Source organism: Nostoc sp., assembly GCF_036917755.1.
Taxonomy (GTDB): domain Bacteria; phylum Cyanobacteriota; class Cyanobacteriia; order Cyanobacteriales; family Nostocaceae; genus Nostoc.
The window spans coordinates 49,262-73,358 of record NZ_JBALFC010000057.1 but is presented as its reverse complement, the minus strand read 5'-3'; the positions used below and the strand labels follow the sequence as shown (position 1 = coordinate 73,358).

Annotated in this window: 30 protein-coding genes; 24 read left to right on the top strand and 6 right to left on the bottom strand. The window is 42.6% G+C overall.

Going from position 1 to position 24,097, the window contains the following annotated elements:
• The first annotated feature begins 29 nt into the window (after positions 1-29).
• The 21 genes from nifB (at position 30) to V7L05_RS14880 (ending at position 18,573) form a co-directional block, all read left to right on the top strand.
• Positions 30-1,481, top strand: coding sequence for a nitrogenase cofactor biosynthesis protein NifB (nifB, locus tag V7L05_RS14980; protein ID WP_335165078.1), 1,452 nt, complete (start codon positions 30-32; stop codon positions 1,479-1,481).
• A 121-nt stretch (positions 1,482-1,602) separates the two neighbouring features.
• Positions 1,603-1,956, top strand: a complete 354-nt coding sequence (locus tag V7L05_RS14975; protein WP_335165056.1) for a 4Fe-4S binding protein — start codon at positions 1,603-1,605, stop codon at positions 1,954-1,956.
• 156 nt (positions 1,957-2,112) lie between these two features.
• Positions 2,113-3,321, top strand: coding sequence for a cysteine desulfurase NifS (gene nifS, locus V7L05_RS14970; RefSeq protein WP_335165054.1), 1,209 nt, complete (start codon positions 2,113-2,115; stop codon positions 3,319-3,321).
• 149 nt (positions 3,322-3,470) lie between these two features.
• Positions 3,471-4,370: a Fe-S cluster assembly protein NifU gene (gene nifU / locus V7L05_RS14965; RefSeq protein ID WP_335165052.1), complete on the top strand. Its 900-nt coding sequence runs from the start codon at positions 3,471-3,473 to the stop codon at positions 4,368-4,370.
• Between the two features lie 318 nt (positions 4,371-4,688).
• Entirely contained in the window at positions 4,689-5,045 is a 357-nt protein-coding gene (locus tag V7L05_RS14960) for a globin domain-containing protein (protein ID WP_334952642.1), read from the top strand.
• 339 nt (positions 5,046-5,384) lie between these two features.
• On the top strand, positions 5,385-6,278 hold the full coding sequence (gene nifH, locus V7L05_RS14955; RefSeq protein ID WP_292793127.1) for a nitrogenase iron protein: 894 nt from the start codon (positions 5,385-5,387) through the stop codon (positions 6,276-6,278).
• A 150-nt stretch (positions 6,279-6,428) separates the two neighbouring features.
• Positions 6,429-7,940 (top strand): nitrogenase molybdenum-iron protein alpha chain, encoded by a 1,512-nt coding sequence (gene nifD, locus V7L05_RS14950; RefSeq protein ID WP_335165050.1) that lies wholly within the window; start codon positions 6,429-6,431, stop codon positions 7,938-7,940.
• Positions 7,941-8,145: 205 nt separating this feature from the next.
• On the top strand, positions 8,146-9,681 hold the full coding sequence (nifK, locus tag V7L05_RS14945; RefSeq protein ID WP_335165048.1) for a nitrogenase molybdenum-iron protein subunit beta: 1,536 nt from the start codon (positions 8,146-8,148) through the stop codon (positions 9,679-9,681).
• Between the two features lie 179 nt (positions 9,682-9,860).
• Complete coding sequence (locus V7L05_RS14940) at positions 9,861-10,202, top strand: Mo-dependent nitrogenase C-terminal domain-containing protein (RefSeq protein WP_335165046.1); 342 nt, start codon at positions 9,861-9,863, stop codon at positions 10,200-10,202.
• A 96-nt stretch (positions 10,203-10,298) separates the two neighbouring features.
• Entirely contained in the window at positions 10,299-11,678 is a 1,380-nt protein-coding gene (nifE, locus tag V7L05_RS14935; RefSeq protein WP_335165044.1) for a nitrogenase iron-molybdenum cofactor biosynthesis protein NifE, read from the top strand.
• Positions 11,678-11,836 (top strand): hypothetical protein, encoded by a 159-nt coding sequence (locus tag V7L05_RS14930; protein ID WP_335165043.1) that lies wholly within the window; start codon positions 11,678-11,680, stop codon positions 11,834-11,836. Before nifE ends, V7L05_RS14930 begins: the two co-directional genes overlap by 1 nt.
• On the top strand, positions 11,836-13,173 hold the full coding sequence (gene nifN / locus V7L05_RS14925; protein ID WP_335165041.1) for a nitrogenase iron-molybdenum cofactor biosynthesis protein NifN: 1,338 nt from the start codon (positions 11,836-11,838) through the stop codon (positions 13,171-13,173). The genes V7L05_RS14930 and nifN overlap by 1 nt, the downstream gene beginning before the upstream one ends.
• A 144-nt stretch (positions 13,174-13,317) precedes the next feature.
• Positions 13,318-13,731 (top strand): nitrogen fixation protein NifX, encoded by a 414-nt coding sequence (nifX, locus tag V7L05_RS14920; RefSeq protein WP_335165040.1) that lies wholly within the window; start codon positions 13,318-13,320, stop codon positions 13,729-13,731.
• Positions 13,728-14,204: a NifX-associated nitrogen fixation protein gene (locus tag V7L05_RS14915; RefSeq protein ID WP_334952634.1), complete on the top strand. Its 477-nt coding sequence runs from the start codon at positions 13,728-13,730 to the stop codon at positions 14,202-14,204. Before nifX ends, V7L05_RS14915 begins: the two co-directional genes overlap by 4 nt.
• A 134-nt stretch (positions 14,205-14,338) precedes the next feature.
• Complete coding sequence (locus tag V7L05_RS14910) at positions 14,339-14,554, top strand: CCE_0567 family metalloprotein (protein WP_335165039.1); 216 nt, start codon at positions 14,339-14,341, stop codon at positions 14,552-14,554.
• Positions 14,551-14,868, top strand: coding sequence for a nitrogenase-stabilizing/protective protein NifW (nifW, locus tag V7L05_RS14905; RefSeq protein ID WP_335165037.1), 318 nt, complete (start codon positions 14,551-14,553; stop codon positions 14,866-14,868). Before V7L05_RS14910 ends, nifW begins: the two co-directional genes overlap by 4 nt.
• 10 nt (positions 14,869-14,878) lie before the next feature.
• Positions 14,879-15,685: a HesA/MoeB/ThiF family protein gene (locus tag V7L05_RS14900; protein WP_335165036.1), complete on the top strand. Its 807-nt coding sequence runs from the start codon at positions 14,879-14,881 to the stop codon at positions 15,683-15,685.
• A gap of 187 nt (positions 15,686-15,872) precedes the next feature.
• The gene (locus tag V7L05_RS14895) at positions 15,873-16,244 is read left to right on the top strand and encodes a HesB/IscA family protein (protein WP_335165034.1); all 372 of its coding nucleotides are present in this window, start codon (positions 15,873-15,875) and stop codon (positions 16,242-16,244) included.
• Positions 16,245-16,464: 220 nt separating this feature from the next.
• Positions 16,465-16,764 (top strand): 2Fe-2S iron-sulfur cluster-binding protein, encoded by a 300-nt coding sequence (locus tag V7L05_RS14890; protein WP_334952629.1) that lies wholly within the window; start codon positions 16,465-16,467, stop codon positions 16,762-16,764.
• Positions 16,765-16,868: 104 nt separating this feature from the next.
• A complete protein-coding gene (locus V7L05_RS14885) occupies positions 16,869-17,180 on the top strand; it encodes a FeoA family protein (RefSeq protein WP_335165032.1) in 312 nt (103 codons plus the stop codon).
• A gap of 94 nt (positions 17,181-17,274) precedes the next feature.
• Positions 17,275-18,573, top strand: coding sequence for an IS4 family transposase (locus tag V7L05_RS14880; protein WP_335165076.1), 1,299 nt, complete (start codon positions 17,275-17,277; stop codon positions 18,571-18,573).
• Between the two features lie 190 nt (positions 18,574-18,763).
• On the opposite strand, the gene V7L05_RS14875 is transcribed toward V7L05_RS14880, so the two are convergent.
• Positions 18,764-18,973: a TOBE domain-containing protein gene (locus V7L05_RS14875; RefSeq protein ID WP_335165030.1), complete on the bottom strand. Its 210-nt coding sequence runs from the start codon at positions 18,971-18,973 to the stop codon at positions 18,764-18,766.
• A gap of 742 nt (positions 18,974-19,715) precedes the next feature.
• Here V7L05_RS14875 and V7L05_RS14870 point away from each other — a divergent pair.
• From V7L05_RS14870 to V7L05_RS14860, 3 genes are read left to right on the top strand one after another with little or no spacing between them, the layout of a single operon-like run.
• Entirely contained in the window at positions 19,716-20,204 is a 489-nt protein-coding gene (locus V7L05_RS14870) for an ankyrin repeat domain-containing protein (protein WP_335165028.1), read from the top strand.
• Positions 20,167-21,453 (top strand): SagB/ThcOx family dehydrogenase, encoded by a 1,287-nt coding sequence (locus V7L05_RS14865; RefSeq protein ID WP_335165027.1) that lies wholly within the window; start codon positions 20,167-20,169, stop codon positions 21,451-21,453. The genes V7L05_RS14870 and V7L05_RS14865 overlap by 38 nt, the downstream gene beginning before the upstream one ends.
• A gap of 18 nt (positions 21,454-21,471) precedes the next feature.
• On the top strand, positions 21,472-21,846 hold the full coding sequence (locus tag V7L05_RS14860; RefSeq protein ID WP_335165026.1) for a hypothetical protein: 375 nt from the start codon (positions 21,472-21,474) through the stop codon (positions 21,844-21,846).
• A gap of 40 nt (positions 21,847-21,886) precedes the next feature.
• On the opposite strand, the gene V7L05_RS14855 is transcribed toward V7L05_RS14860, so the two are convergent.
• The 5 genes from V7L05_RS14855 to V7L05_RS14835 form a co-directional block, all read right to left on the bottom strand.
• Positions 21,887-22,360, bottom strand: coding sequence for a hydrogenase maturation protease (locus tag V7L05_RS14855; RefSeq protein WP_335165024.1), 474 nt, complete (start codon positions 22,358-22,360; stop codon positions 21,887-21,889).
• A gap of 68 nt (positions 22,361-22,428) precedes the next feature.
• Positions 22,429-22,620, bottom strand: coding sequence for an element excision factor XisH family protein (locus tag V7L05_RS14850; RefSeq protein ID WP_335165022.1), 192 nt, complete (start codon positions 22,618-22,620; stop codon positions 22,429-22,431).
• On the bottom strand, positions 22,589-22,948 hold the full coding sequence (locus tag V7L05_RS14845) for a DUF5615 family PIN-like protein (protein WP_335165020.1): 360 nt from the start codon (positions 22,946-22,948) through the stop codon (positions 22,589-22,591). The genes V7L05_RS14850 and V7L05_RS14845 overlap by 32 nt, the downstream gene beginning before the upstream one ends.
• A gap of 2 nt (positions 22,949-22,950) precedes the next feature.
• Positions 22,951-23,175 (bottom strand): DUF433 domain-containing protein, encoded by a 225-nt coding sequence (locus V7L05_RS14840; protein ID WP_335165018.1) that lies wholly within the window; start codon positions 23,173-23,175, stop codon positions 22,951-22,953.
• Between the two features lie 238 nt (positions 23,176-23,413).
• A complete protein-coding gene (locus V7L05_RS14835) occupies positions 23,414-23,836 on the bottom strand; it encodes a hypothetical protein (RefSeq protein WP_335165016.1) in 423 nt (140 codons plus the stop codon).
• Positions 23,837-24,097 lie beyond the last annotated feature (261 nt).

Genomic DNA, 24,097 nt, shown 5'->3' with positions numbered 1-24,097 from the left:
CCAAGTCCACCGACCTTTTGCGAAACTCAATGACATCACCGTCTACACGACTCCTCAACTCCCCCGCCACGGAATCGCCAACCCAAGCAAAATCAGGTGGTTGCGGCTGCGACAGCACCAGCAGCGCCACAGTGGAAAGGGACGAAAAGCTCCAAGAACGCATTGCTAAACATCCCTGCTACAGCGAAGATGCCCATCACCACTACGCCCGGATGCACGTTGCAGTTGCTCCAGCTTGCAACATTCAATGCAACTATTGCAACCGCAAATATGATTGCGCTAACGAAAGCCGTCCTGGAGTAGTTAGCGAATTGCTAACCCCAGAAGAAGCTGCACACAAAGCTTTGGTCATTGGCGGCAAGATTCCCCAAATGACTGTTGTGGGAATTGCCGGCCCTGGCGACCCATTGGCGAACCCAGAAAAGACTTTCCGCACATTTGAGTTGATTGCAGCCCAAGCACCAGATATCAAGCTGTGCTTATCAACCAATGGTTTAATGCTGCCCGACTACATCGATCGCATTAAACAATTAAATATAGATCACGTTACGATCACCATTAACATGGTAGATCCAGAGATTGGTGCTAAGATTTATCCTTGGGTTCACTACAACCGCAAGCGTTACAGAGGCATTGAAGGCGCAAGAATTCTCCACGAAAGACAGATGGAAGGATTGCAAGCCCTGAAAGATGCTGACATCTTGTGCAAAGTCAACTCCGTGATGATTCCCGGAATTAATGACCATCACTTAGTCGAAGTGAATCGAGTCATTCGTGAGAAAGGTGCATTCTTACACAACATCATGCCATTGATTTCTGCACCAGAACATGGCACACACTTCGGTTTAACCGGTCAACGCGGTCCCACACCCAAAGAACTCAAAGAAGTTCAAGACAACTGCTCTGGTAATATGAAAATGATGCGTCACTGTCGCCAGTGTCGCGCCGATGCAGTCGGATTGTTGGGAGAAGACCGCAGCCAGGAGTTTTCCAAAGAGAAATTCTTGGAAATGGCTCCAGAATATGACATGGAACAACGCGCTACCGTTCACGAAGGGATTGAGAAGTTTAAAGAAGAACTTAAAGTAGCCAAAGACAAGGCGCTAGCCGGCAAGAAATTTGCCAACAGTCCCAAAGTCCTCGTTGCAGTAGCAACCAAAGGCGGCGGATTAGTTAATCAGCACTTCGGTCATGCGAAAGAATTCCAAATTTACGAAGTGGATGGAAACGAAGTTCGCTTTGTCGGTCATCGCAAAATTGACCAATACTGCCAAGGTGGATACGGCGAGGAAGCTTCCTTTGAGTATATTATGAAAGCGATCGCAGATTGCAAAGCAGTTTTAGTTTCCAAGATTGGTAACAGTCCTCAAGAGAAATTGCAAAAAGCTGGAATACAGGCTGTTGAAGCTTACGACGTGATTGAAAAGGTTGCTTTGGAGTTTTACGAGCAATACGTTAAGGAATTAGGGAATAACGAATAGGGCATGGGGCATAGGGCATGGGGCATGGGATAAGAATTATCTTCAATGCCCTCCCCTAAACCCAATCCTCAATGCCCAATGCCCAATGCCCAATGCCCATTCCCCAAAAGGAGAATAAATCATGGCTTACAAAATTACTAGCCAGTGTATTTCCTGTAATCTCTGTCTATCTGTATGTCCCACAAATGCAGTTAAAGTGGTTGATGGACAGCACTGGATTGACCCTGAACTTTGTACAAACTGCGTTGGTAGCATTCATACCATGCCTCAGTGTAAAGCTGGTTGTCCCACCTGCGACGGTTGCGTTAAGCAGCCTAGCGATTACTGGGAAGGCTGGTTTACCAATTACAACCAAGTAGTTGCTAAATTAACAAATAAACAAGATTACTGGGAACGTTGGTTTAACTGCTATGCCCAGAAATACTCCGAACAGTTGCAAAAGCGTCAACCCCAATCAGTGGGATTTGAAGCTTAAGGGACTTCCAAATAAAAAAAACATCCAACTTTTCTTGTGGGGTGGGCGACACGAGAGCCCGTGACTAAGGGCGGACAAGATGTCCACCCCACAAGATTGGATAATTTATTTCTTGGTAATCCCTAAATAATTCTTAATTCATAATTAAAGACAACAATGCAAAAGAACTGCATCTATCTTGATAATAATGCTACCACTAAGGTAGACCCGGAAGTTATAGAGGTAATGCTGCCTTACCTGACGGAATATTACGGCAATCCCTCCAGTATGCATACCTTTGGTGGGCAAGTCGGTAAAGCAGTGAGAACAGCAAGAGAACAACTTGCAGCCATCCTGGGAGCCGATGAGTCAGAAATTGTCTACACAAGTTGTGGTACTGAGGGAGATAACGCGGCGATTCGAGCCGCACTGTTGGCGCAACCGGAAAAGCGACACATCATCACTACCCAAGTTGAACATCCAGCAGTACTCAATGTCTGCAAACAATTAGAAACCCAAGGTTACACTGTTACCTATCTATCAGTAAATCATCAAGGGCAGCTGGATCTAGATGAACTAGAAGCTTCCTTGACGGGTAACACCGCCTTGGTGACTATTATGTATGCTAATAACGAAACTGGCACGATTTTCCCGATTGAGCAAATTGGGTTGCGCGTGAAAGAATATGGCGCTATCTTCCATGTAGATGCGGTGCAAGCAGTGGGAAAAATCCCCTTGAATATGAAGACTAGCACTGTGGATATGTTAACCGTGTCTGGTCACAAGCTGCACGGTCCGAAAGGAATTGGCGCTTTATATATTCGGCGCGGGGTTCGCTTCCGTCCCTTCATGATTGGCGGACACCAAGAACGCGGACGTCGGGCGGGAACAGAGAATGTTCCAGCAATTATCGCCTTGGGCAAAGCTGCGGAACTCGAACTGTTACACTTAGAAGAAGCGATCGCAAGAGAAAGAAAGCTGCGCGATCGCCTCGAACAAACTTTACTCGCTAAAATTCCCGATTGTGTCGTTAACGGTGACGCTACGCAGAGATTGCCCAACACCACAAATATCGGCTTCAAGTATATTGAAGGTGAAGCAATCTTACTATCCTTGAATAAATACGGTATCTGCGCCTCATCCGGTTCTGCTTGCACCTCCGGCTCACTGGAACCTTCCCACGTCCTCCGGGCGATGGGCTTACCCTACACAACTTTGCATGGTTCCATCCGCTTCAGCCTTTGTCGCTACACTACAGAAGCCGAAATCGATCAAGTGATAGAGGTAATGCCCAGTATTGTAGAACGTTTACGCGCCCTCTCGCCCTTCAAAAATGATGATGCAGGTTGGCTGCAAGAACAAGAACAAGCACTGGCGCATCGCTAATTAGGGAATAGGGAGTAGGGAGTAGGGAATAGGAAATAGGGAATAGGGAATAAAGAATTTACTACTCTCCACTCCCCACTCCCCACTCCCCACTCCCCACTCCCCAATCCCCCAATCTAAAATCCAAAATCTAAAATCTAAAATTCATTATGTGGGACTACACTGATAAAGTATTAGAACTGTTTTACGATCCCAAAAATCAGGGAGCAATTGAAGAAACGAGCGAACCTGGGGTTAAGGTTGCAACGGGAGAAATCGGTAGCATTGCTTGCGGTGATGCTCTGAGATTGCACCTGAAAGTTGAAGTAGAATCTGATAAGATTCTGGATGCTCGTTTTCAAACCTTTGGTTGTACTAGTGCGATCGCATCTTCTAGTGCATTAACCGAAATGATCAAAGGTTTAACTTTAGATGAAGCCCTGAAAGTGTCCAACAAAGACATTGCAGATTACCTGGGTGGATTGCCAGAAGCTAAAATGCACTGCTCTGTCATGGGACAAGAAGCGCTAGAAGCCGCTATCTATAATTATCGTGGCATACCTCTAGCTACCCACGATGATGATGATGAAGGCGCGTTAGTTTGCAGTTGCTTTGGCATCAGCGAATCCAAAATTCGTCGTGTGGTTCTAGAAAATAATCTCACGGATGCTGAACAAGTAACAAATTATGTGAAAGCTGGTGGCGGATGCGGTTCCTGTCTGGCGAACATCGATGATATTATTAGATCAGTTCAACAGGAATACGCCTCACCTGCTCTCAACAATTACGGCGTAAAAGTTGCCACAGAAATTGTCACCTCTAAGGAACGAGCGCTAACCAACGTCCAAAAGATTGCTCTAATTCAAAAGGTTCTTGATGAAGAAGTCAGACCCGTACTCATTGCAGACGGGGGAGATGTAGAACTCTATGATGTAGAAGGCGATCGCGTGAAAGTTGTGCTGCAAGGTGCTTGCGGTTCCTGTTCTAGTAGTACAGCAACTCTGAAAATTGCGATCGAAGCCAGATTACAAGATCGTGTCAGCAAGAGCCTTGTAGTCGAAGCAGTTTAGGAATTGCTGTAGGACTTAACGTACTCTACAAATACGCCCTAATATGCATTCAGCCAGGAACAGAAAGTAGGATTTGAACCGAATCATTGTCTCCACTCAATGCTTCATACCAATTCGCCAAAAGAAAGTAACAGATTCAAATCTAATTTTCTTAATTACGAATTACGTACACACCCGAAGGATTGCTCCCCCGATGGTATTACGAATTACGAATTGGTATCAATCCTACCACTATTACGGCTAACAGCATATAGGCTTCATAGATTAAGCGCCTACTTGCTTTCTTTCATCATCTAACTCGCTTCAAAGGAACAGAATATGAGTACATTGTACGACAAACTTGGCGGACAACCAGCTATTGAACAAATAGTAGATGAACTCCACAAACGCATTGCCACAGACAGCCTCCTCAATCCCATTTTTGCTGGTACAGATATGCCCAAGCAACGTAATCATCTAGTTGCTTTCTTATCTCAGATATTTGAGGGGCCAAAGCAATACGCCGGTCGTCCAATGGACAAAACCCACGCGGGAATGAATCTACAGCAACCACACTTCGATGCGATCGCCAAGCATCTCGGTGAAGCAATGGCTGTGCGTGGAGAGTCGCCAGAAGACACCAAAGCTGCACTAGAGCGCGTCACAAATATGAAGGGCGCTATTTTGAACAAGTAATCGGACTTAGGCATTGATTGTTGACAAATAACAACATCAAGTCCTATTAAGTCTTTCAAGCTGAAACACATTATGACGTATTTGTAAATTGCGTAATCTCTTAGTCATTAGTCAGGATAAATGATTAATGACTAAGGACAAAAGAAAAAAAATTTAGCCAGGAAATATATGTACTTACTTTCGATCATTTTAGCTGTGGAGCGATCGCCCCCGGCAGGCATTTATGCCAACGGTACCAACGATGCTCTACACGCGCTCACTACTGTCGCTCAACTGGCGTGAACGCAACTGACAAACGCGCATACCCACCAACCAACCAATTGCAGGGAAACACGAACAATGACTGAAGAAAAGATTAGACAGATAGCTTTCTACGGTAAGGGCGGTATCGGTAAATCTACCACTTCCCAAAACACCTTAGCAGCTATGGCAGAAATGGGTCAACGCATCCTCATCGTTGGTTGCGACCCTAAAGCTGACTCCACCCGTTTGATGCTGCACAGCAAGGCTCAAACCACCGTTCTTCACCTCGCCGCAGAACGTGGTGCAGTAGAAGATATCGAACTCGAAGAAGTAATGCTAACCGGTTTCCGTGACGTTCGTTGCGTAGAATCTGGTGGGCCAGAACCCGGTGTAGGTTGCGCCGGTCGTGGTATCATCACCGCCATCAACTTCTTAGAAGAAAACGGTGCTTACCAAAACCTAGACTTCGTATCTTACGACGTATTAGGTGACGTTGTGTGCGGTGGTTTCGCTATGCCTATTCGTGAAGGTAAAGCCCAAGAAATCTACATCGTTACATCAGGTGAAATGATGGCGATGTATGCTGCTAACAACATCGCTCGTGGTGTTCTTAAATATGCTCACACTGGTGGCGTGCGTTTGGGTGGTTTGATTTGTAATAGCCGTAACACTGACCGGGAAATCGAACTAATCGAAACCTTGGCAAAACGGTTGAACACCCAAATGATTCACTTCGTACCCCGTGACAACATCGTTCAACACGCAGAATTACGCCGGATGACTGTTAACGAATACGCACCCGAAAGCAACCAAGCTAACGAATATCGGACATTGGCTCAGAAAATTATCGACAACAAAAACCTAGCTATTCCTACACCCATCGAAATGGAAGAACTAGAAGAATTGTTGATTGAATTCGGTATTCTCGAAAGCGACGAAAATACTGCAATGCTGGTTGGTAAGAGTGCTGCTGAAGCTCCTGTAGTATAATTCGCTGCTAATAAATAACGCTTTAGCACAAGGAAAAAGGAAGAGTTCCATATCTTCCCTTTTACCCTCTCCCTTACATCTCCCCCCTAACCTTAGAGGGGACTCCTAGTCCCCCTATGCCCCGATCCTTACGAGTCACAGAGGCTAAGTATGACACCTCCAGAAAATCAAAACATCATCGAAGAAAGAAAAGAGCTAATTAAAGAAGTTCTTAGTGCTTACCCAGAAAAAGCTGCTAAGAAGCGCGAAAAGCACTTAAACGTATACGAAGAAGGTAAGTCCGATTGCGGCGTTAAGTCTAACATCAAATCCCTTCCTGGGGTAATGACCGCTCGTGGTTGTGCTTACGCCGGTTCTAAAGGTGTGGTCTGGGGTCCCATTAAGGACATGATCCACATCAGCCACGGGCCTGTAGGTTGCGGTTACTGGTCTTGGTCTGGTCGTCGTAACTACTACATCGGCACCACAGGTATTGACACCTTTGGTACCATGCACTTCACCTCCGACTTCCAAGAACGAGATATCGTTTTCGGTGGTGACAAGAAACTTACCAAGCTAATCCAAGAACTTGATGTACTTTTCCCCCTCAACCGTGGTGTTTCCATTCAATCTGAATGTCCCATCGGTCTAATTGGGGATGACATCGAAGCTGTTGCTCGGAAGACATCGAAAGAAATTGGCAAGCCAGTTGTACCTGTGCGTTGCGAAGGCTTCCGGGGTGTTTCCCAATCTTTGGGACACCACATTGCTAACGACATGGTTCGTGACTGGGTTTTCACCAGATCCGACCAAGCTAAGAAAGACGGTACACTTCAGTTTGAAGGTACTCCTTATGATGTAGCCATCATTGGTGACTACAACATCGGTGGAGATGCTTGGGCTAGCCGCATCCTGTTAGAAGAACTCGGCTTGCGCGTAGTCGCTCAGTGGTCAGGTGATGGCACCATCAACGAAATGTTGATGACCCCCAATGTAAAGATGAACCTCATCCACTGCTACCGGTCGATGAACTACATCAGCCGTCACATGGAAGAAGCTTATGGTATACCCTGGCTTGAGTATAATTTCTTCGGCCCCACCAAGATTGCTGAATCTTTACGGGAAATTGCTTCTAAGTTTGACGAGACAATCCAAGCAAACGCTGAGAAAGTCATCGCCAAGTATCAGCCCACAATGGATACGATTCTTGAGAAGTATCGCCCCCGCTTGGAAGGTAAGACTGTCGCCATCATGGTTGGTGGTCTACGTCCTCGCCACGTTGTCCCAGCTTTCCAAGACTTGGGCATGAAGATGATAGGTACTGGTTATGAGTTCGCTCATAATGACGACTACAAACGTACCACTGGCTACATCGAAAACGGCACGATCGTTTATGACGATGTTACCGCTTACGAATTCGAGGAATTTATCAAAGCCCTCAAGCCCGACCTTGTAGCCTCTGGTGTGAAAGAGAAGTACGTCTTCCAAAAGATGGGTCTTCCTTTCCGTCAAATGCACTCTTGGGATTACTCCGGTCCTTATCACGGTTATGACGGCTTCGCCATCTTCGCACGCGACATGGACTTGGCACTTAACAGCCCAACCTGGTCATTAATTGGCGCTCCTTGGAATGAAAAAGCTCAGGCTAAGAAGGCTGAAGCTAAGGCTAAGGCTGCCGTTTAGGGAAATGGGAGAGAGCGATAAGTAGGGATAAGCCTGGGGTTTTAGCCCCAGGGGGGAGTTGGGAATCCAAAATTCAAAACTGAAAAATTAAAAATTTATTTTGATTTTTGCATTTTGAATTTTGAATCATATTCCCACTCCCCACTCCCTACTCCCCACTCCCATTTCAATTATTAAAGAATTCAGTAAGCTTGGAGATCCAGAAATGCCTCAGAATCCAGAAAAAATTCAAGATCACGTCGAGTTATTCCACCAACCTGAGTACCAACAGCTATTTGAAAACAAAAAGCAGTTTGAAAACGGTCACGACCCCGAAGAAGTAACACGGGTTGCAGAGTGGACGAAGGGTTGGGATTATCGTGAAAAGAACTTCGCTCGTGAAGCTTTAACCGTCAACCCTGCTAAAGGTTGTCAACCATTAGGAGCAATCTTTGCTGCTGTTGGTTTTGAAGGTACTCTACCTTTTGTTCAAGGTTCTCAAGGTTGCGTTGCTTACTTCCGCACCCACTTAACCCGTCACTACAAAGAACCATTCTCTGGTGTATCTTCTTCAATGACTGAAGATGCAGCCGTGTTTGGTGGTCTGCAAAACATGATTGACGGCTTGGCGAACTCTTACCAACTCTACAAGCCTAAGATGATCGCTGTCTGCACCACCTGTATGGCAGAAGTAATTGGTGATGACTTGCAGTCTTTCATCAACAACGCCAAGGAAGCTGGTTCAGTTCCTCAAGATTTCCCAGTACCCTACGCTCACACCCCTAGCTTTGTTGGCTCCCACATCACTGGTTACGACAACATGATGAAGGGAATTCTTTCTAACCTGACAGCAGGCCATAAGAAAGAAACCAGCAATGGTAAAATCAACTTCATCCCAGGTTTTGACACCTATGTAGGCAACAACCGCGAAATCAAGCGGATTGCTTCTTTGTTCGGCTTTGACTACACCATTCTAGCCGACAACAGCGACTACCTCGATTCACCCAACACAGGTGAGTTCGATATGTACCCAGGTGGTACAAAGCTAGAAGATGCAGAAGATTCAATCAATGCGAAAGCGACGATCGCTCTGCAAGCACACTCTACCCTCAAAACCCGCGAGTATATCGAAAAAGAGTGGAAGCAACCAACCTCAGTTTCCCGTCCTTGGGGTATTAAGGGTACTGATGAGTTCTTAATGAAACTCAGCGAACTGAGTGGTATACCCATTCCTCAAGAATTGGAAATTGAACGCGGTCGCGCAGTTGATGCCATGACTGACTCCCATTCATGGATTCACGGCAAGCGCTTCGCTATCTACGGCGAACCAGATTTAGTATACAGCGTAGTTGGCTTTATGCTAGAAATGGGTGCTGAACCTGTGCATATCTTGGTTCACAACAGCAATGAAGTATTTGAAGCAGAAATCAAAGAACTGCTTGCTTCTAGCCCCTTCGGTAAGAATGCAACTGTTTGGCCTGGTAAAGACTTGTGGCATCTGCGTTCTTTGATGTTCACCGAACCAGTAGACTTCCTCATCGGTAACACCTACGGTAAGTACTTGTGGCGCGACACCAAGACTCCCCTAGTGAGAATTGGCTACCCCATCATGGATCGTCACCACTTACACCGCTACTCCACCATTGGTTATCAAGGTATAATCAACCTGCTCAACTGGGTTGTAAATACCCTGTTTGAAGAAATCGATCGCAACACCAACATTCCTTCTAAGACAGATATTTCCTACGATTTGATTCGTTAGAAATTGCGTAGAAATACAACGTGTTAATTAAGGGTAAAGAAGGGGAGTAGGGAGTAGGGAGTAGGGAATAGGACTGGGAACTGGGAAAACACCCAATGCCCAATACTCCATGCCCAATGCCCAATGCCCAATCCCCAACTTCCCTTTTTCTTTCTAGCATTTACCCAAGGTATCTATAAATGGAAACCATCAATCATACTCACGAACACACTCACGCTCATCCTAATTACCATCCACCTAACTATAAAAAACCAGGGAAGTTCAACAATCTTCTCAATCCGTTGCGCCGTATAGTGGATGGAATTCAGGTTAAAAATAATCGCATCGCTCATCTAATTTGCCAAATAATTCCTTGCTGTTGTCCCTTTGAGCAACAATTTAAATTATTTGGGCGGTCTATTGATATCCCAGCATTGTGTAAACTCAATCCTTTATATGACGAATTTGTAGGATTGCGTTTTCGCGCTCTATCTTACCTCGCTGATGTATGTGGAGAGGATGTCACAAAATACATTTGTTAGTCATTAGTCATTGGTCATTGGTCATTAGTCATTAGTTGTTAGTTATCCAAATGACAAATGACAAAGGACAATTAACAATTCAGTACGAGAAGAGAGATGAAAATCACCCAAGGCAAAATCAACGAGCTGCTGACTGAGACAGGATGCGAGCATAATCAGCACAAACAATCCGAAAAGAAAAACAAGTCATGCGCTCAACAGGCACAACCTGGCGCGGCTCAAGGGGGCTGTGCCTTTGATGGTGCAATGATTGCTCTAGTGCCGATCGCAGATGCAGCGCATCTAGTCCACGGGCCTATAGCCTGTGCTGGTAATTCCTGGGGCAGTCGTGGTAGTCTCTCCTCTGGCCCTCAACTCTACAAGATGGGCTTTACGACTGACTTGGGTGAAAATGATGTCATCTTCGGCGGCGAAAAGAAACTCTACAAAGCGATTCTCGAACTCAAAGAGCGCTACCAACCAGCAGCTGTATTCGTGTACGCTACTTGCGTGACAGCCTTAATTGGTGATGATATTGATGCTGTCTGCAAAGCTGCGGCTGAGAAAATTGGTATTCCTGTTGTTCCCGTCATTGCCCCAGGATTCATTGGCAGTAAAAATCTCGGCAACCGTTTTGGCGGTGAAGCTTTATTGGAATATGTTGTCGGCACAGCAGAACCGGAACAGACAACGCCTTATGATATTAACTTAATCGGGGAATATAACATCGCCGGGGAAATGTGGGGAGTAACGCCACTGTTAGAAAAATTAGGCATTCGTATTTTGTCTAAAATTACGGGCGATGCTCGCTACAATGAAATTCGCTACGCCCACCGCGCCAAGCTCAACGTGATGATCTGCTCACGAGCGCTGCTCAATATGGCGCGAAAGATGGAGGAGCGTTACAACATTCCCTACATTGAAGAGTCTTTCTACGGCATCGATGATATGAATCGTTGTCTACGAAATATTGCTGCTAAATTAGGCGACGCTGATTTACAGGAGCGGACAGAAAAGCTGATTGCAGAAGAAACGGCTGCTTTAGATTTGGCACTGGCTCCCTATCGCGCTCGACTCAAAGGTAAGCGAGTTGTTTTGTATACTGGTGGTGTCAAGAGTTGGTCGATTATCTCGGCTGCAAGGGACTTGGGCATTGAAGTTGTTGCTACCAGTACTCGGAAAAGTACTGAGGAAGATAAAGCCAAAATCAAGAAGTTGCTCGGCAACGATGGCATCATGTTGGAGAAAGGCAACGCTAAAGAATTGCTACAAGTGGTTAAAGACACTCGCGCAGATATGCTGATTGCTGGTGGACGTAACCAATACACCGCTTTGAAAGCTCGAATTCCTTTCCTTGATATCAACCAAGAACGCCACCATCCTTATGCAGGTTATGTGGGAATGATTGAGATGGCGCGGGAGTTGTACGAAGCTCTGTATAGCCCCATTTGGGAACAAATACGCAAACCCGCTCCTTGGGATGAGGAAGTAGTTTAATGGCTCTTATACCCTCGTTCCCAGACTCCGGCTGGGAACGCATTCCTGAAGGCTCTGCCTTCCTTTTAGAGCAGATGAGGCGGAGCCTCACTGTCAGCATTCCCCGGCAGAGCCAGGGAACGAGAAAGTCCGCCCTGTGGGATGAGGAGGTAATTTAATGGCGATCGTTACCATTTCCAACAAATCACTGACGGTTAATCCCCTCAAACAAAGTCAAGCTTTGGGTGCAACTTTAGCCTTTTTGGGATTGAAAGGGACAATGCCCTTATTCCACGGTTCTCAAGGTTGTACTGCTTTCGCCAAAGTTGTCCTAGTGCGGCATTTCCGGGAAGCGATCCCCCTAGCTACCACAGCGATGACGGAAGTTACCACCATTTTGGGTGGTGAAGAGAATGTGGAACAAGCAATTCTCACCTTGGTGGAAAAGTCTAACCCAGAAATTATTGGTTTATGTAGCACTGGGTTAACGGAAACTAGAGGAGATGACATCGAGGGTTTTCTTAAGGAAATCCGCGATCGCCATCCAGAATTGAATGATTTGGCGATCGTTTTTGCACCTACCCCAGATTTTAAAGGTGCGTTGCAAGATGGCTTTGCTGTTGCTGTGGAAAGCATAGTTCAGGAAATTCCTCAACCAGGGGGAATCAGAACTGAACAAGTGACCATTTTGGCTGGTTCTGCCTTCACACCAGGGGATGTACAAGAAATCAAAGAGATAGTTACGTCCTTTGGACTAGTGCCGATCTTTGTACCTGACCTTGGCGCTTCTCTAGATGGACACTTAGAGGATAGTTATAGTGCGGTTACGGTCAGTGGGACTACCTTAAAACAGCTACGAGAAGTAGGTAGTTCTGCTTTTACCCTAGCATTGGGTGAAAGTATGCGGGGGGCTGCAAAGATTCTGGAAGAACGCTTTGACACACCTTATGAGGTATTTGGCGAACTGACGGGATTAGAACCAGTAGATGAATTTATCCAAGCATTGGCGATTCTGAGCGGTAACAGTGTACCCGAAAAATACCGCCGCCAACGTCGTCAGTTGCAAGATGCGATGCTGGACACCCACTTTTACTTTGGTGCAAAACGAGTTTCCCTAGCGCTGGAACCAGATTTGCTGTGGTCAACAGTGCATTTTCTGCAATCGATGGGAGCGCAAATTCATGCGGCGGTGACAACGACGCGATCGCACTTACTAGAAAAACTCCCAGTTAAAAGCATCACCATCGGCGATTTGGAGGACTTTGAGAGCTTATGCGCTGGGTCTGATTTGCTGATTGGTAACTCAAATGTCGGTGCGATCGCAAAACAGCTCTCGATTCCTCTTTATCGTCTAGGATTGCCCATTTATGACCGCTTAGGTAATGGTCAATTTACCAAAGTTGGCTATCGAGGCACGATGGAACTTGTGTTTGGCATCGGCAACCTGTTTTTAGAAGCAGAAGAAGCGAGAGTTAAGCAGTTCCAAGAGTTAGGAATTGTGGGCCCAGAGTTTTGAATTAAGTTGTTCCACATTCAAGTTGCATAATTAGGGCGGGCAAGATGCCCACCCCACAAGAGTTATGTTTAATTCCGTTATGCTTTCTTAGATGTTTTTCAGCTTAATACTTCAAAATTCAAAACTTTAGAGAGGAGAATTACAATGAAAATTGCCTTCACGACGAGTGACCGAGTTCATATTAATGCCCATTTTGGATGGGCAAAAATGATTGATGTTTACGAAATTTCTGATGAGGGATATCACTTCGTAGAAACCCTCAATTTTGAAGGTGAACTCAAAGAAGATGGGAATGAAGATAAAATCACCCCAAAACTTGAGTCAATAGGCGACTGTACGATTATTTATGTAACAGCAATTGGTGGAAGTGCCGCCGCTCGGTTAATCAAGAAAGGTGTTACTCCAGTGAAGGCGCGATCGGAAGAAGACGAAATTAGTGAAGTGCTAACAAAGCTAGTGAAAACCCTCAAAGGTAATCCTCCACCTTGGTTACGTAAAGCTTTACAGCCAAAATCCACAAACTTTGCCGATGAAGTTGAAAATGAAGCAACGGTATGACCACAAATAATAGTGTTAACGGAACTGCTACAACTGAAGTCTTGAACTCACCTTTCCTTAAGGTATTAATTAAACAAATCCGTGGTCAAGACAGTTATGGAGTTTATCGGAGTTGGTCGGATGAGTTGATTCTCAAACCCTTTATTGTCACCAAACAAAAGAAACGGGAAATCTCCGTTGAGGGCGAAGTTGATCCGATCACTCAAGCTCGGATTATGGCATTTTTTCGAGCCGTAGCTGCTGGGATTGAACAGGAAACAGGTTTGATATCCCAAGTTGTGGTTGATTTGAGCCATGAAGGATTTGGCTGGGCGCTAGTTTTTTCTGGCCGTCTTTTGCTAACCGTGAAAACCTTGCGAGATGCTCAACGCTTTGGCTTTGACTCGCTGGATAAATTAGCAGAAGAGGGAGAAAACTACGTCAAAAAAGGCCTTGATTTGGCGAAGCGCTTTCCTGAAGTTGGCAAAGTGTAACAATTTTAGATTTTGGATTTTGGATTTTGGATTAAATATTTAATCACTAGTTTTATCACTATTTGATTAAAACAATATCATCCAATCCAAAATCTAAAATTTAAAATCCAAAATCCAATGTGGAGTGGCTGATTGTGCAAGCAGAAGAAATAAGTATTGAGGAAATACAAGGACAAATCAGACGGCTTAACAGCAAAGCGGGTCAAATGAAAATGGATCTGCATGATTTAGCTGAAGGACTACCAACAGATTACAAACAACTTATGGATGTTGCAGCTGCAACTTATGAAATCTATCGCCAGTTAGATGAACTTAAGCAACATCTCAAAAAATTGGAGAATGCTAAATGACTGGAACTATTGATCAATTCAAGCAGCTCGTAGATGCAGAAGAATTTTTTCAATTCTTTAACATGTCCTACGATCTAGAAGTTGTGAATGTAAATCGTCTACATATTCTGAAAAAGTTTTCTCAATACATCCAGGAAATTGATGATAATTCTCCTGGTTTGAGTCAAGAAGAGAAATTAAATCAATATTCTTTGGCTTTGCAAAAAGCCTATCAGGTATTTATCGAATCGACACCCCACGAACAAAAGTTGTTCAAAGTGTTTAACGACAAGCCGAAAAATGTAGTCACACTGACAGAAATCACTTCTGATTAGGAGGTATAAATTGGTTAACCTGACGCCTACCGAATTAGAACGCTATCGTCGCCAAATGATGCTTCCGAATTTTGGCGAAACAGCACAGAAGCGCCTGAAGTCAGCGACAGTTCTGGTTACAGGTGTGGGGGGATTAGGCGGTACGGCGGCACTTTACTTAGCAGTAGCGGGCGTTGGGCGGCTAATCTTAGTCCGGGGTGGTGACTTGCGGCTAGATGATATGAATCGTCAGGTTCTCATGACTGATGATTGGGTAGGTAAGCCAAGGGTATTCAAAGCTAAAGAAACTCTGGATGCAATTAATCCTGATGTTCAAGTGGAAGCTGTTCATGATTACATCACCCCGGAAAATGTAGATTCGTTAGTGCAATCTGCTGATATGGCTCTTGATTGCGCCCACAATTTTACAGAGCGCAATTTGTTAAATGAAGCCTGTGTGCGATCGCGTAAGCCAATGGTGGAAGCCGCAATGAATGGGATGGAGGCTTACCTGACGACGATTATTCCTGGTGTGACTCCTTGTTTGTCCTGTCTGTTTCCCGAAAAGCCTGATTGGGATCAGCGCGGCTTTTCAGTTATAGGCGCTGTCTCTGGGACACTAGCTTGTCTAACGGCTTTGGAAGCAATCAAGCTGATCACTGGGTTTAGTCAGCCTCTATTGTCGCAATTGCTGACAATCGACCTGAATCGGATGGAATTTGCTAAACGCCGTTCTCACCGCGATCGCTCTTGTCCAGTATGCGGTAATAATGCGCCTTGGAGACACGCGCATTCCAATTCGATGGAACCCACGGGTATTGTACAAAATAGTCATTAGTCATTCAATTTTAGATTTTGAATTTTGGATTTGGGATTGAAAGAGAAATCTAAAATCTAAAATCTAAAATCCAAAATTGGTCATTGGTCATTAGTGAATAACGATTGACAAAGGACAAAGGACAACTGACAAATGACAACCCACACCTGAAATCAGAAAAACTAATCGCTACAAATCAGGAGACCTGATGACCGTTACTTTATCAGAAAAGGCAGAATTTCATCTGCGGGCATTGCTCCGAGGTTCCGCACCCGACGCTAATGGCGCAACTAAAGGTATCCGCATCTCTGTAAAAGATGGTGGTTGCAGTGGCTATGAATATGCGATGGATATCACTAGCAAACCCCAACCAGATGATTTGGTAAGTCAGCAAGGCAAAGTGCTGGTTTACGTTGATGCCAAAAGTGCGCCGTTATTAGACGGAGTTGTGGTTGACTTCGTTGAGGGAGTGATGGAAAGCGGTTTTAAGTTCATCAACCCCAATGCAACTGATAACTGCGGTTGTGGAAAGTCGTTCAAAGCAGGCGACTGTACGCCTACTGGTGTACCTTGCAGCTAACATCATTTCGTTAGCGCTAAGTCTGATTGTAGACGCTTTCTATAAGTGCGATCGCCCTGCTTTGAGGTGGCTTCTCGTTCGCGTTGTATCCCTTAGCCCTATAGAGAAACTAGCTAAAGCGTAGCTTCTCCGTAAGAAAGAGGGAAACAAAGAGTAGGATAGGTTGCTCAAAAACTTCGGAAATTAGACCAACTGTATAACGTTTGAGGAGAATCGGAAAATGGCTTCCTACCAAGTTAGATTAATCAACAAAAAAGAAGACCTCGACACCACAATTGAAGTTGATGAAGAGACTACCATTTTAGATGCAGCAGAAGAAAATGGTATTGAGTTGCCAGCCTCTTGTCAAGCAGGTTCTTGCTCTAGCTGTGTTGGCAAGGTTGTTGAAGGTGAAATTAATCAAGAAGATCAAAACTTCCTAGATGATGAGCAGATTTCTAAAGGATTCGCTCTACTTTGTGTCACTTATCCTCGTTCTAATTGCACAATTAAGACTCATCAAGAAGCGTATCTCGTCTAAACTATTGCTTTGTTTGCTGCCTTTGGCGACCAAATAAAAGATGAAGGATGAAGGATGAAAATATACTTCCTTCTTCCCTTCACAATTCCTAATTTATAATTCAAATGTTTACCGACTTTAGTGTGACTGGCTGTTCATTAGAATTATTGGGAACGGGAGAGCGAGGAATCGTCACCTTCTGCAAAAGTCAGGATGAAACAATCTTAAAAAAACTTATATTAACGGGAGTAATACCAGGAACTACTATCACTTTAAAACAACACTTTCCCTCTTTAATTATCAAAATTGGTAACACAGATTTGGCACTAGATATAGAAAGTGTTCGCGCTATTTATGTTCGGATTATCATTGGTGACAAGTTAAGGAAAAAGGGAAATTGTCAAGCGTGGTATTTGCTGTGGTCAAAAATCGTGTAAAACTCGTGATAGACAAGTGATTGAGCGATTGTGACAAGCCATGACCACCAGCCGAAAAACCAATCGAGACCACGCGAAAAAGAAACAACGACCAATGGTGGAAGATGAAGTAATTGCCGCGCAACTGGAAAGATTACTGACACCAGCCATTACAAATCAAGAAAATTACTACCGGAAGCTAGGACTCAGAGAACGGATACTGAATTTACCATTGATGATGGCTGCGGTGTTAACCCTACTGTGGCGAGATGTAGCAGGAGTCAGAGAACTGACAAGAATGTTAGCTAGAGACGGTTTTCTCTGGTGTAATCCGACTCAGGTAAGTCAACAAGCACTATCACAACGATTTTTGACATTCCCATCCTCGCTATTCGAGAAAGTATTTAAAGATTTATTACCTAGTTTAAGAACGGCTTGGCACAGTAGAAATAAACGTACTTTGCCAGAAAGTATTCAATTTACCTTATCAAAATTCGAGAAGATTTGGATAGTAGACGGCTCAACATTGGAGGCATTGTTTAGGAAATTACAAAGCTTAGAGGAGGCTCAAAGAGGACAATTAGCAGGAAAGATGAGTACAGTTATTGATTTAATGACCAGACTACCTGTAGAGATTTGGTTTGAAGAAAATCCCAAAACTTCTGATACAAAGCTTGAAGAAAATATCCTGAATATAGTTACAGAAAATACCTTACTATTATTGGATAGAGGGTTTTATCACTTTAACTTTTGGCATCAAATAATCGAGAATAAAGTTGACTTTATTACCAGAATAAAAAAAGGAGCAGCAATCAAGGTAGAACAGGTATTTACAGAAAGCTATGGACTAAGGGACAGGAAGATACGTCTCGGTTCTGGCACAAATAAAACCCCATTTATTACCTTGCGTTTGGTTGAAGTTCGGTCAGGAAAAACATGGCATTCCTATTTAACCAGCGTCCGAGACCCTAATGTTTTACCTCCTTATGTGGCAGCAGATTTATATCGGCGAAGATGGCGAATTGAAGATGCTTTTAATACAGTAAAAAGACTCTTAGGGCTAAGTTATTTGTGGACAGGTTCAATCAATGGAATTAAGTTACAACTTTGGGCAACTTGGTTATTTTATGCTGTTTTAATAGATTTAGGTGATGCTGTAGCGGATGAGCTGTCTCTCCCCTTTGATGATATTTCATTAGAAATGATTTATCGCGGTCTTTATCATTTTACGATGGCTCATCAAAAAGGCAAGGCAACAGACCCCGTTAAATATTTTGCTGACCCCCAAAATCGAGATTTAGGTATTATCAAACAGCGGCGAAAACCAAACGTTAAGTTAATTGTCGCTCCTTTTCCCGATCTTCAACGAGGATCTGACCAGTTTTTTTTCAACAATTCTCTGAAAGCCTCTTGACAAAAGAGTTACAGGCTTAACTTGTCACCAATGTCGGATTATTGATAATTGAATTAATTAACATCTATATAATATTATCTTGACCTCACTCTTTTGCTAATTAATTCCAGGAGTGAGGTCATTCACTAGAAATGAATGCAATTTGGTATTAGAGATAGAGCCGCTTGTAAGAAAAGGCAACTGGCCTATTTTAATCAACAGCAACTATCACATCTGATGATTTAATCACAGCATGAGCCTCCTTACCTTCTACAAGTCCTAGCTTTTCTGCTGATGATTTTGTGATGATTGACACTAACTCTACTCCTGGTGCCACTTCTAAAGTTATCTCAGTATTAACTGAACCATGCACAACTTTTTTGATAGTACCTTTGAGAGAATTCCGAGCGCTAATTTCCATTTTTTGTCTCTGTTTTACTTAATACTTAAATAAACTAGCATACTTTTAAGCACATTTTGGTTAAGAAAGTAAATTAGTTGATATTTCTTAATAATTTTCAGTGACATAAAGTAGATTTCAGTGTAATATTTCTGTTTGATTAAATACAAGATTCAATGAAAACGTTACATCAAACAAAGCGCAGATCCCCGACTTCTTTGAGAAGTGCATTAGACGTAGGTTGGGTGGAGCGGAGCGCAACCCAACATATATCAGGATGTTGGGTTACGCTTTGCCTCCAACGCCACTTGCTACAACGCGGGAAACCCGCGCAACGCAGTGGCTCCCCAACCTACAATGTTTTTGCAACATTTTAGCCAAGAGGGTCCACTACAAGACTACCGAGATTTTTTCAGAAATAAAATATGATTCCTATATAATATTTCTGTTTGATTAAACACAAGATTCAATGAAAACGTTACATCAAATAAAGCGCAGATCCCCGACTTCTCAAAGAAGTCGGGGATCTTGTTTCTTAAGAATGATTCAGAATTGCTATATATCACTTATCTGCTATTAGTCTAGATGATGAAATGAAATTGCAAAATATACTGCATTTTCAGTGTATTTCAAGATTTTTTATTAGATATGTCTGGGGATCTTTATAAATGGTTCATAATTTAAATTTATGAGAGTGATAATATATAACTAAGCAAGTTTATGCTTATAAATAACTTACGTTTGTGACAATTAAAGAAGAATTATGAGTCAAGTAAGTAGGCAATATTTGAGTGAAACAACAACCCAATGGCTAATAGCAAAAGGCTATAATCCTGGGGATTTAAATCAGCTAGGTGAAAATGGCGATACAGCTTTGATGAAAGCTACAAGAGATGGAGTTTATGCAGTCGTCAAGGAACTCATTGATGCAGGTGCGGATATTAATGCTCGAAATAGCGATTGCAACAATGCTTTGTGGTTTGCTTGTTTTGGTAATCACTACGATTTAATTAATTTACTGCTGGCTATCAACATTAATATTGACAACCAAAATGATAACGGTGCAACTGTTTTAATGTATGCAGCATCAGCTGGAAAGACAGAAGTCGTTAAGTTACTTTTACAGCATCACCCTAACTTAGATTTGAAAAACTTAGACGACTATAAAGCTATAGATTTTGCCAGCAATATAGAAGTTTTAAGGATACTTAAAAATGCCACAAAGTCAAATATCGGGCAAAGCCTATCATGAAGCTACCAAGCATTCTTACTTATCGGTACAAATTGATCCAAATTATGTAGATGCTTCAACACAGCCATCTCCATTTAAAGTTTATCCCAAATTTTATCAGAGAGTGAAATTAAATCTCAATAATCCTGTTCATTCTTTTATCTCGTTAACCAGTACAATAACCCTGGAGAAAGTGTATAAAGATGGCCTTGATCAACTGCGAGTGAATCCATCAGCAGGCGCTCTGTATCCCACGGAAGTTTACGTACAGGTTCGCGGTATTGAGGGAATAGTGGATGGTATATATCATCTAGAAGTTGAGAATAATTGTCTAACTCTCATCTATGAATTAATTGATGATGGGTTAGAGAGTTATATTATACCTGATAAAAGTATCAACGGATTCATCTTTTTAATTAGTTGTGTTTATTATAGGTCTAGCTGGAAATATCAAAATAGAAGCATGAGATATTGCTTATTAGATAGCGGACACCATTTAGGTGCTGTTGCAGCTTCAGCTTTTCTCCACAGCCGAGATATACAATTAATTTTCGACTTTGATAAACTCGCGCTCAATTCAGATTTGGGATTTGAGAATAAAGAGTTTATCACTGCTTGTGTGGTGTCAGGAGAACCACAAGACAAGAAAATCAGACACTTAAGGCTGAAAGTTCCTTTTGTCTGCGGTACAGATTACTTTGAATCTAATCAATTTATTGAAGATGCCTATCAAACAACTACTCTACAAAAGAGCCGTCAGCAGAAATTAGAGTATCCTCAATTTGACTTTGACAAGGATAAATTTTATCAAACTGTTTGGAATAGACGTTCTATTAGACGTTTCCGGAAAGAGTCTATTTCTCAAGAAGATTATTTATATATAGTGCAGCAACTCCAGCAGCCAATACCCACAGAAAATTATGAGGAAATAGAAATTTACTCAGTGGTACATCGAGTAGAGGGAATGACACCAGGGTTATATAAAGGTACATATCTGGTTAAGACGGGTAATTTTAGTGAAAAGACGGGTTACTTATGTATTAATCAGGCTATTGCTAAAGATAGCGCTGTAACTTTATTTTTTGTGTCAGATTATTTAAATTATCAAACTGCTATGCAAATAGCTGGTTTTCTAGGGCAGAGACTTTATTTAACTAGTAATTATTTGGGGATTCAGTGTAGTGGAATAGGTGCTTATTATGATGATGAAACCCAGGAATTATTAGAAACAAATAAAGATGTACTTTATGCAATGGTGATTGGAATATAAGCAGGAAGCTAAAGAGAGATGGCTAGAAAGATGTATTACTTTAATGGTGATGACTCGCATCCTATGCAACCGACATCGGCAGATATTATATTGCGGCAGCAACTAGAGTATTCTATTAGTAGATACTTTTATGATGCTTGCGATCGCACGATTCAAAATCTTCTATCTAATTGTCGGTGGTATGTCACAACCCATGCCAATGCTCTAACATTGGTAATTGAATGTCCCGATCAAGTTACTAATTGGCGTATTTTGCAAAAAATTGTACCAATGGGAACATTGCTATATGGAATTATCAGCAGTGCTAAAATCCGTGTTTGTCCGCCAGAGAGTCAAGGCGTACCTTTTGAAATGAGGGTAGATGAACTTTCTGTTTATCGGGATTGGGCGTGATTCAATTTTGGATTTTAGATTTTGGATTTTGGATTGTTAATTAAAATTTGATATTCTGTTTGATAAGTGCGGTTAGTTCTTCAAAAACCAAATCAGCAGAATGTTTGACAACAAGACTTAACTCCAGTCCAAAAGCAAGATTTGCCGCCTCAATTAAATAAACTGTTACCTCTTCGGGAAAGTCATGTTGAAATATTTTCCGTCCGGCGGCTAAAGCATTATCCCAACGAAAATTGTGCAAGTTATAACTAGCTTCTGGCAAAGCTTCCAGTTCTTTTCCTGGAACTTTAAACACAGCACCTGGTTCAGAACCAGTTGAACTTGCATCAATAATTACTAATTGTTTACTACCTCTAGCTTGAAACATTACTTCCATCCCTGCGGTGCCACAGTCATAAACACGCACATGAGGATGAGGGTTTTCAGCTAGATATTTTTGTAAGCGTTGGGCGATAATTACGCCTACTGCATCATCATTGCGATTGAGATTACCGCAACCAATAATAGTTAGCATGGGATGAGATTTAATTGTTTAAGCAGTTGCAAATTCAGTTAACGCGCGATCGCTTGGAGGATGGAAAGCTAACACAATATCACGTTTATCCATTGAATTATAACCTCAATTTCGACATCTACAACCATTAATAATAGTTGATTATGCAGAACTACTAATGTAATTGCTTTTAGCTGGAAAAAGTTTTCATAAGTGCTTTGCTTGATTGCTAAATAAAGTTGATAACTTTTACAAAGATACTTTTCTAAACCTGTGTCCATCTGGTTCTACAACTACAAATGCGCCTATCAATTCAACTTCCGAGTAAGTTTCTATAACTCGTACCAGCTCGTTATGAACTTTATTCACAGTTGTAGGTAGGATTCGGAGATAGATTACTCCAGATCCCATTGCTCTAACAAAAACAAGATTTCCATAGTCTCTATCTCGCGTGATGAGAATACGGTTTTGTTCCTGTGCTGTTCTAAGTATTTCTTCATCACTTGCTTGCGAAAGACCAATCTGAGCAACAAGAACGACATCATATCCGGCATCAACTAGAAATCTTGCTGTTACCGCATACACATCTTGATCTAGTAATAATCTCATGCTCAAATAGATATTAGGCGAATGTCTTCAGCCGCCACTAGCGCGATCGCATATCCTAAGCAGGCACGAATATCTTCGATTTGTAGGTCTGGATAGTAGTCTCGGATAATTTCTTCAAATGAAAGTCCGTCATTGAGCAGTTCAAGAATGCTTTGTACAGTGATGCGTGTTCCTGCGATGCAAGGTTTACCGAAATGAATGTGAGAGTTAACTACGATTCTGTCCATTTAACTATAAACTAATAATATGTTTCCTAAATTATAAAATAAGAAGTTGCACTGTATCTATAAATGCAGTGAAACATACTTTAAAGCTTAAGGTCATAGTAAAGGTATAAGATTAAGAACAACTCATCATCAAGCTTTTGCTGAATGTGATTACTTTGAGTTGTTGCCATAATCTGGAAAAGACGAGGCTCTGACTGATGAGACAGACAAAGCCTCTGAAAAAGTTATCAGCAGGAAACTATAACTCTACACCATGTTTCTTGGCAATTTCGGTAAGTTTCTCAGACTGATGTTGTGATGCTTTAGTCAAGAGTTCTTCAGCCTGTTCTCTAGTACTTCCCTCTTTAGGAATTAAGTACTTGACATAAAGAGATACAAAATCGGCTACGATCGCTAAACCAGATAAAGCATGTTTGTCAGCTTCCTTACCAGCGATCGCTGCTACCAAACCAGCTTTAATTGGGTCTGGTTTAACTTTCATGAACTGATCAACAAGTTTCGGAATGTAGTCTCCTGGCGGCAAGTTATCTAACTTACTTCTATCTGGAGTAAAGTTAAGTTCTGCGGCTTTTGCCTGCTCTAAAACACACCATTCGATGAACTCTTGCAATGCAGCATCGGGAACGCGAGGGAGATATTCATGTAGCGCTAAATCAGACACAAGCTTACCGTGTAAATTTCTGTTTTATGCAAGTGCATTAATGCAAGCCTAACGCACTATTTCTATAAGTTTTAGTGTGTTACGCTACGAGTTTTGAATATGAGGCATTGGGAATAGGGCATTGGGAATAAGTTATTTCTCCCTAGTTTTCCCCACTCCCCAGTTAAAATAGTTGGTGGCGCAATCGCCGAAATAATAAATGGGTTCGCCGAAATAATAAATGGGTTCGCCGAAATAACTAATGGAGTCGCCGAAATAACT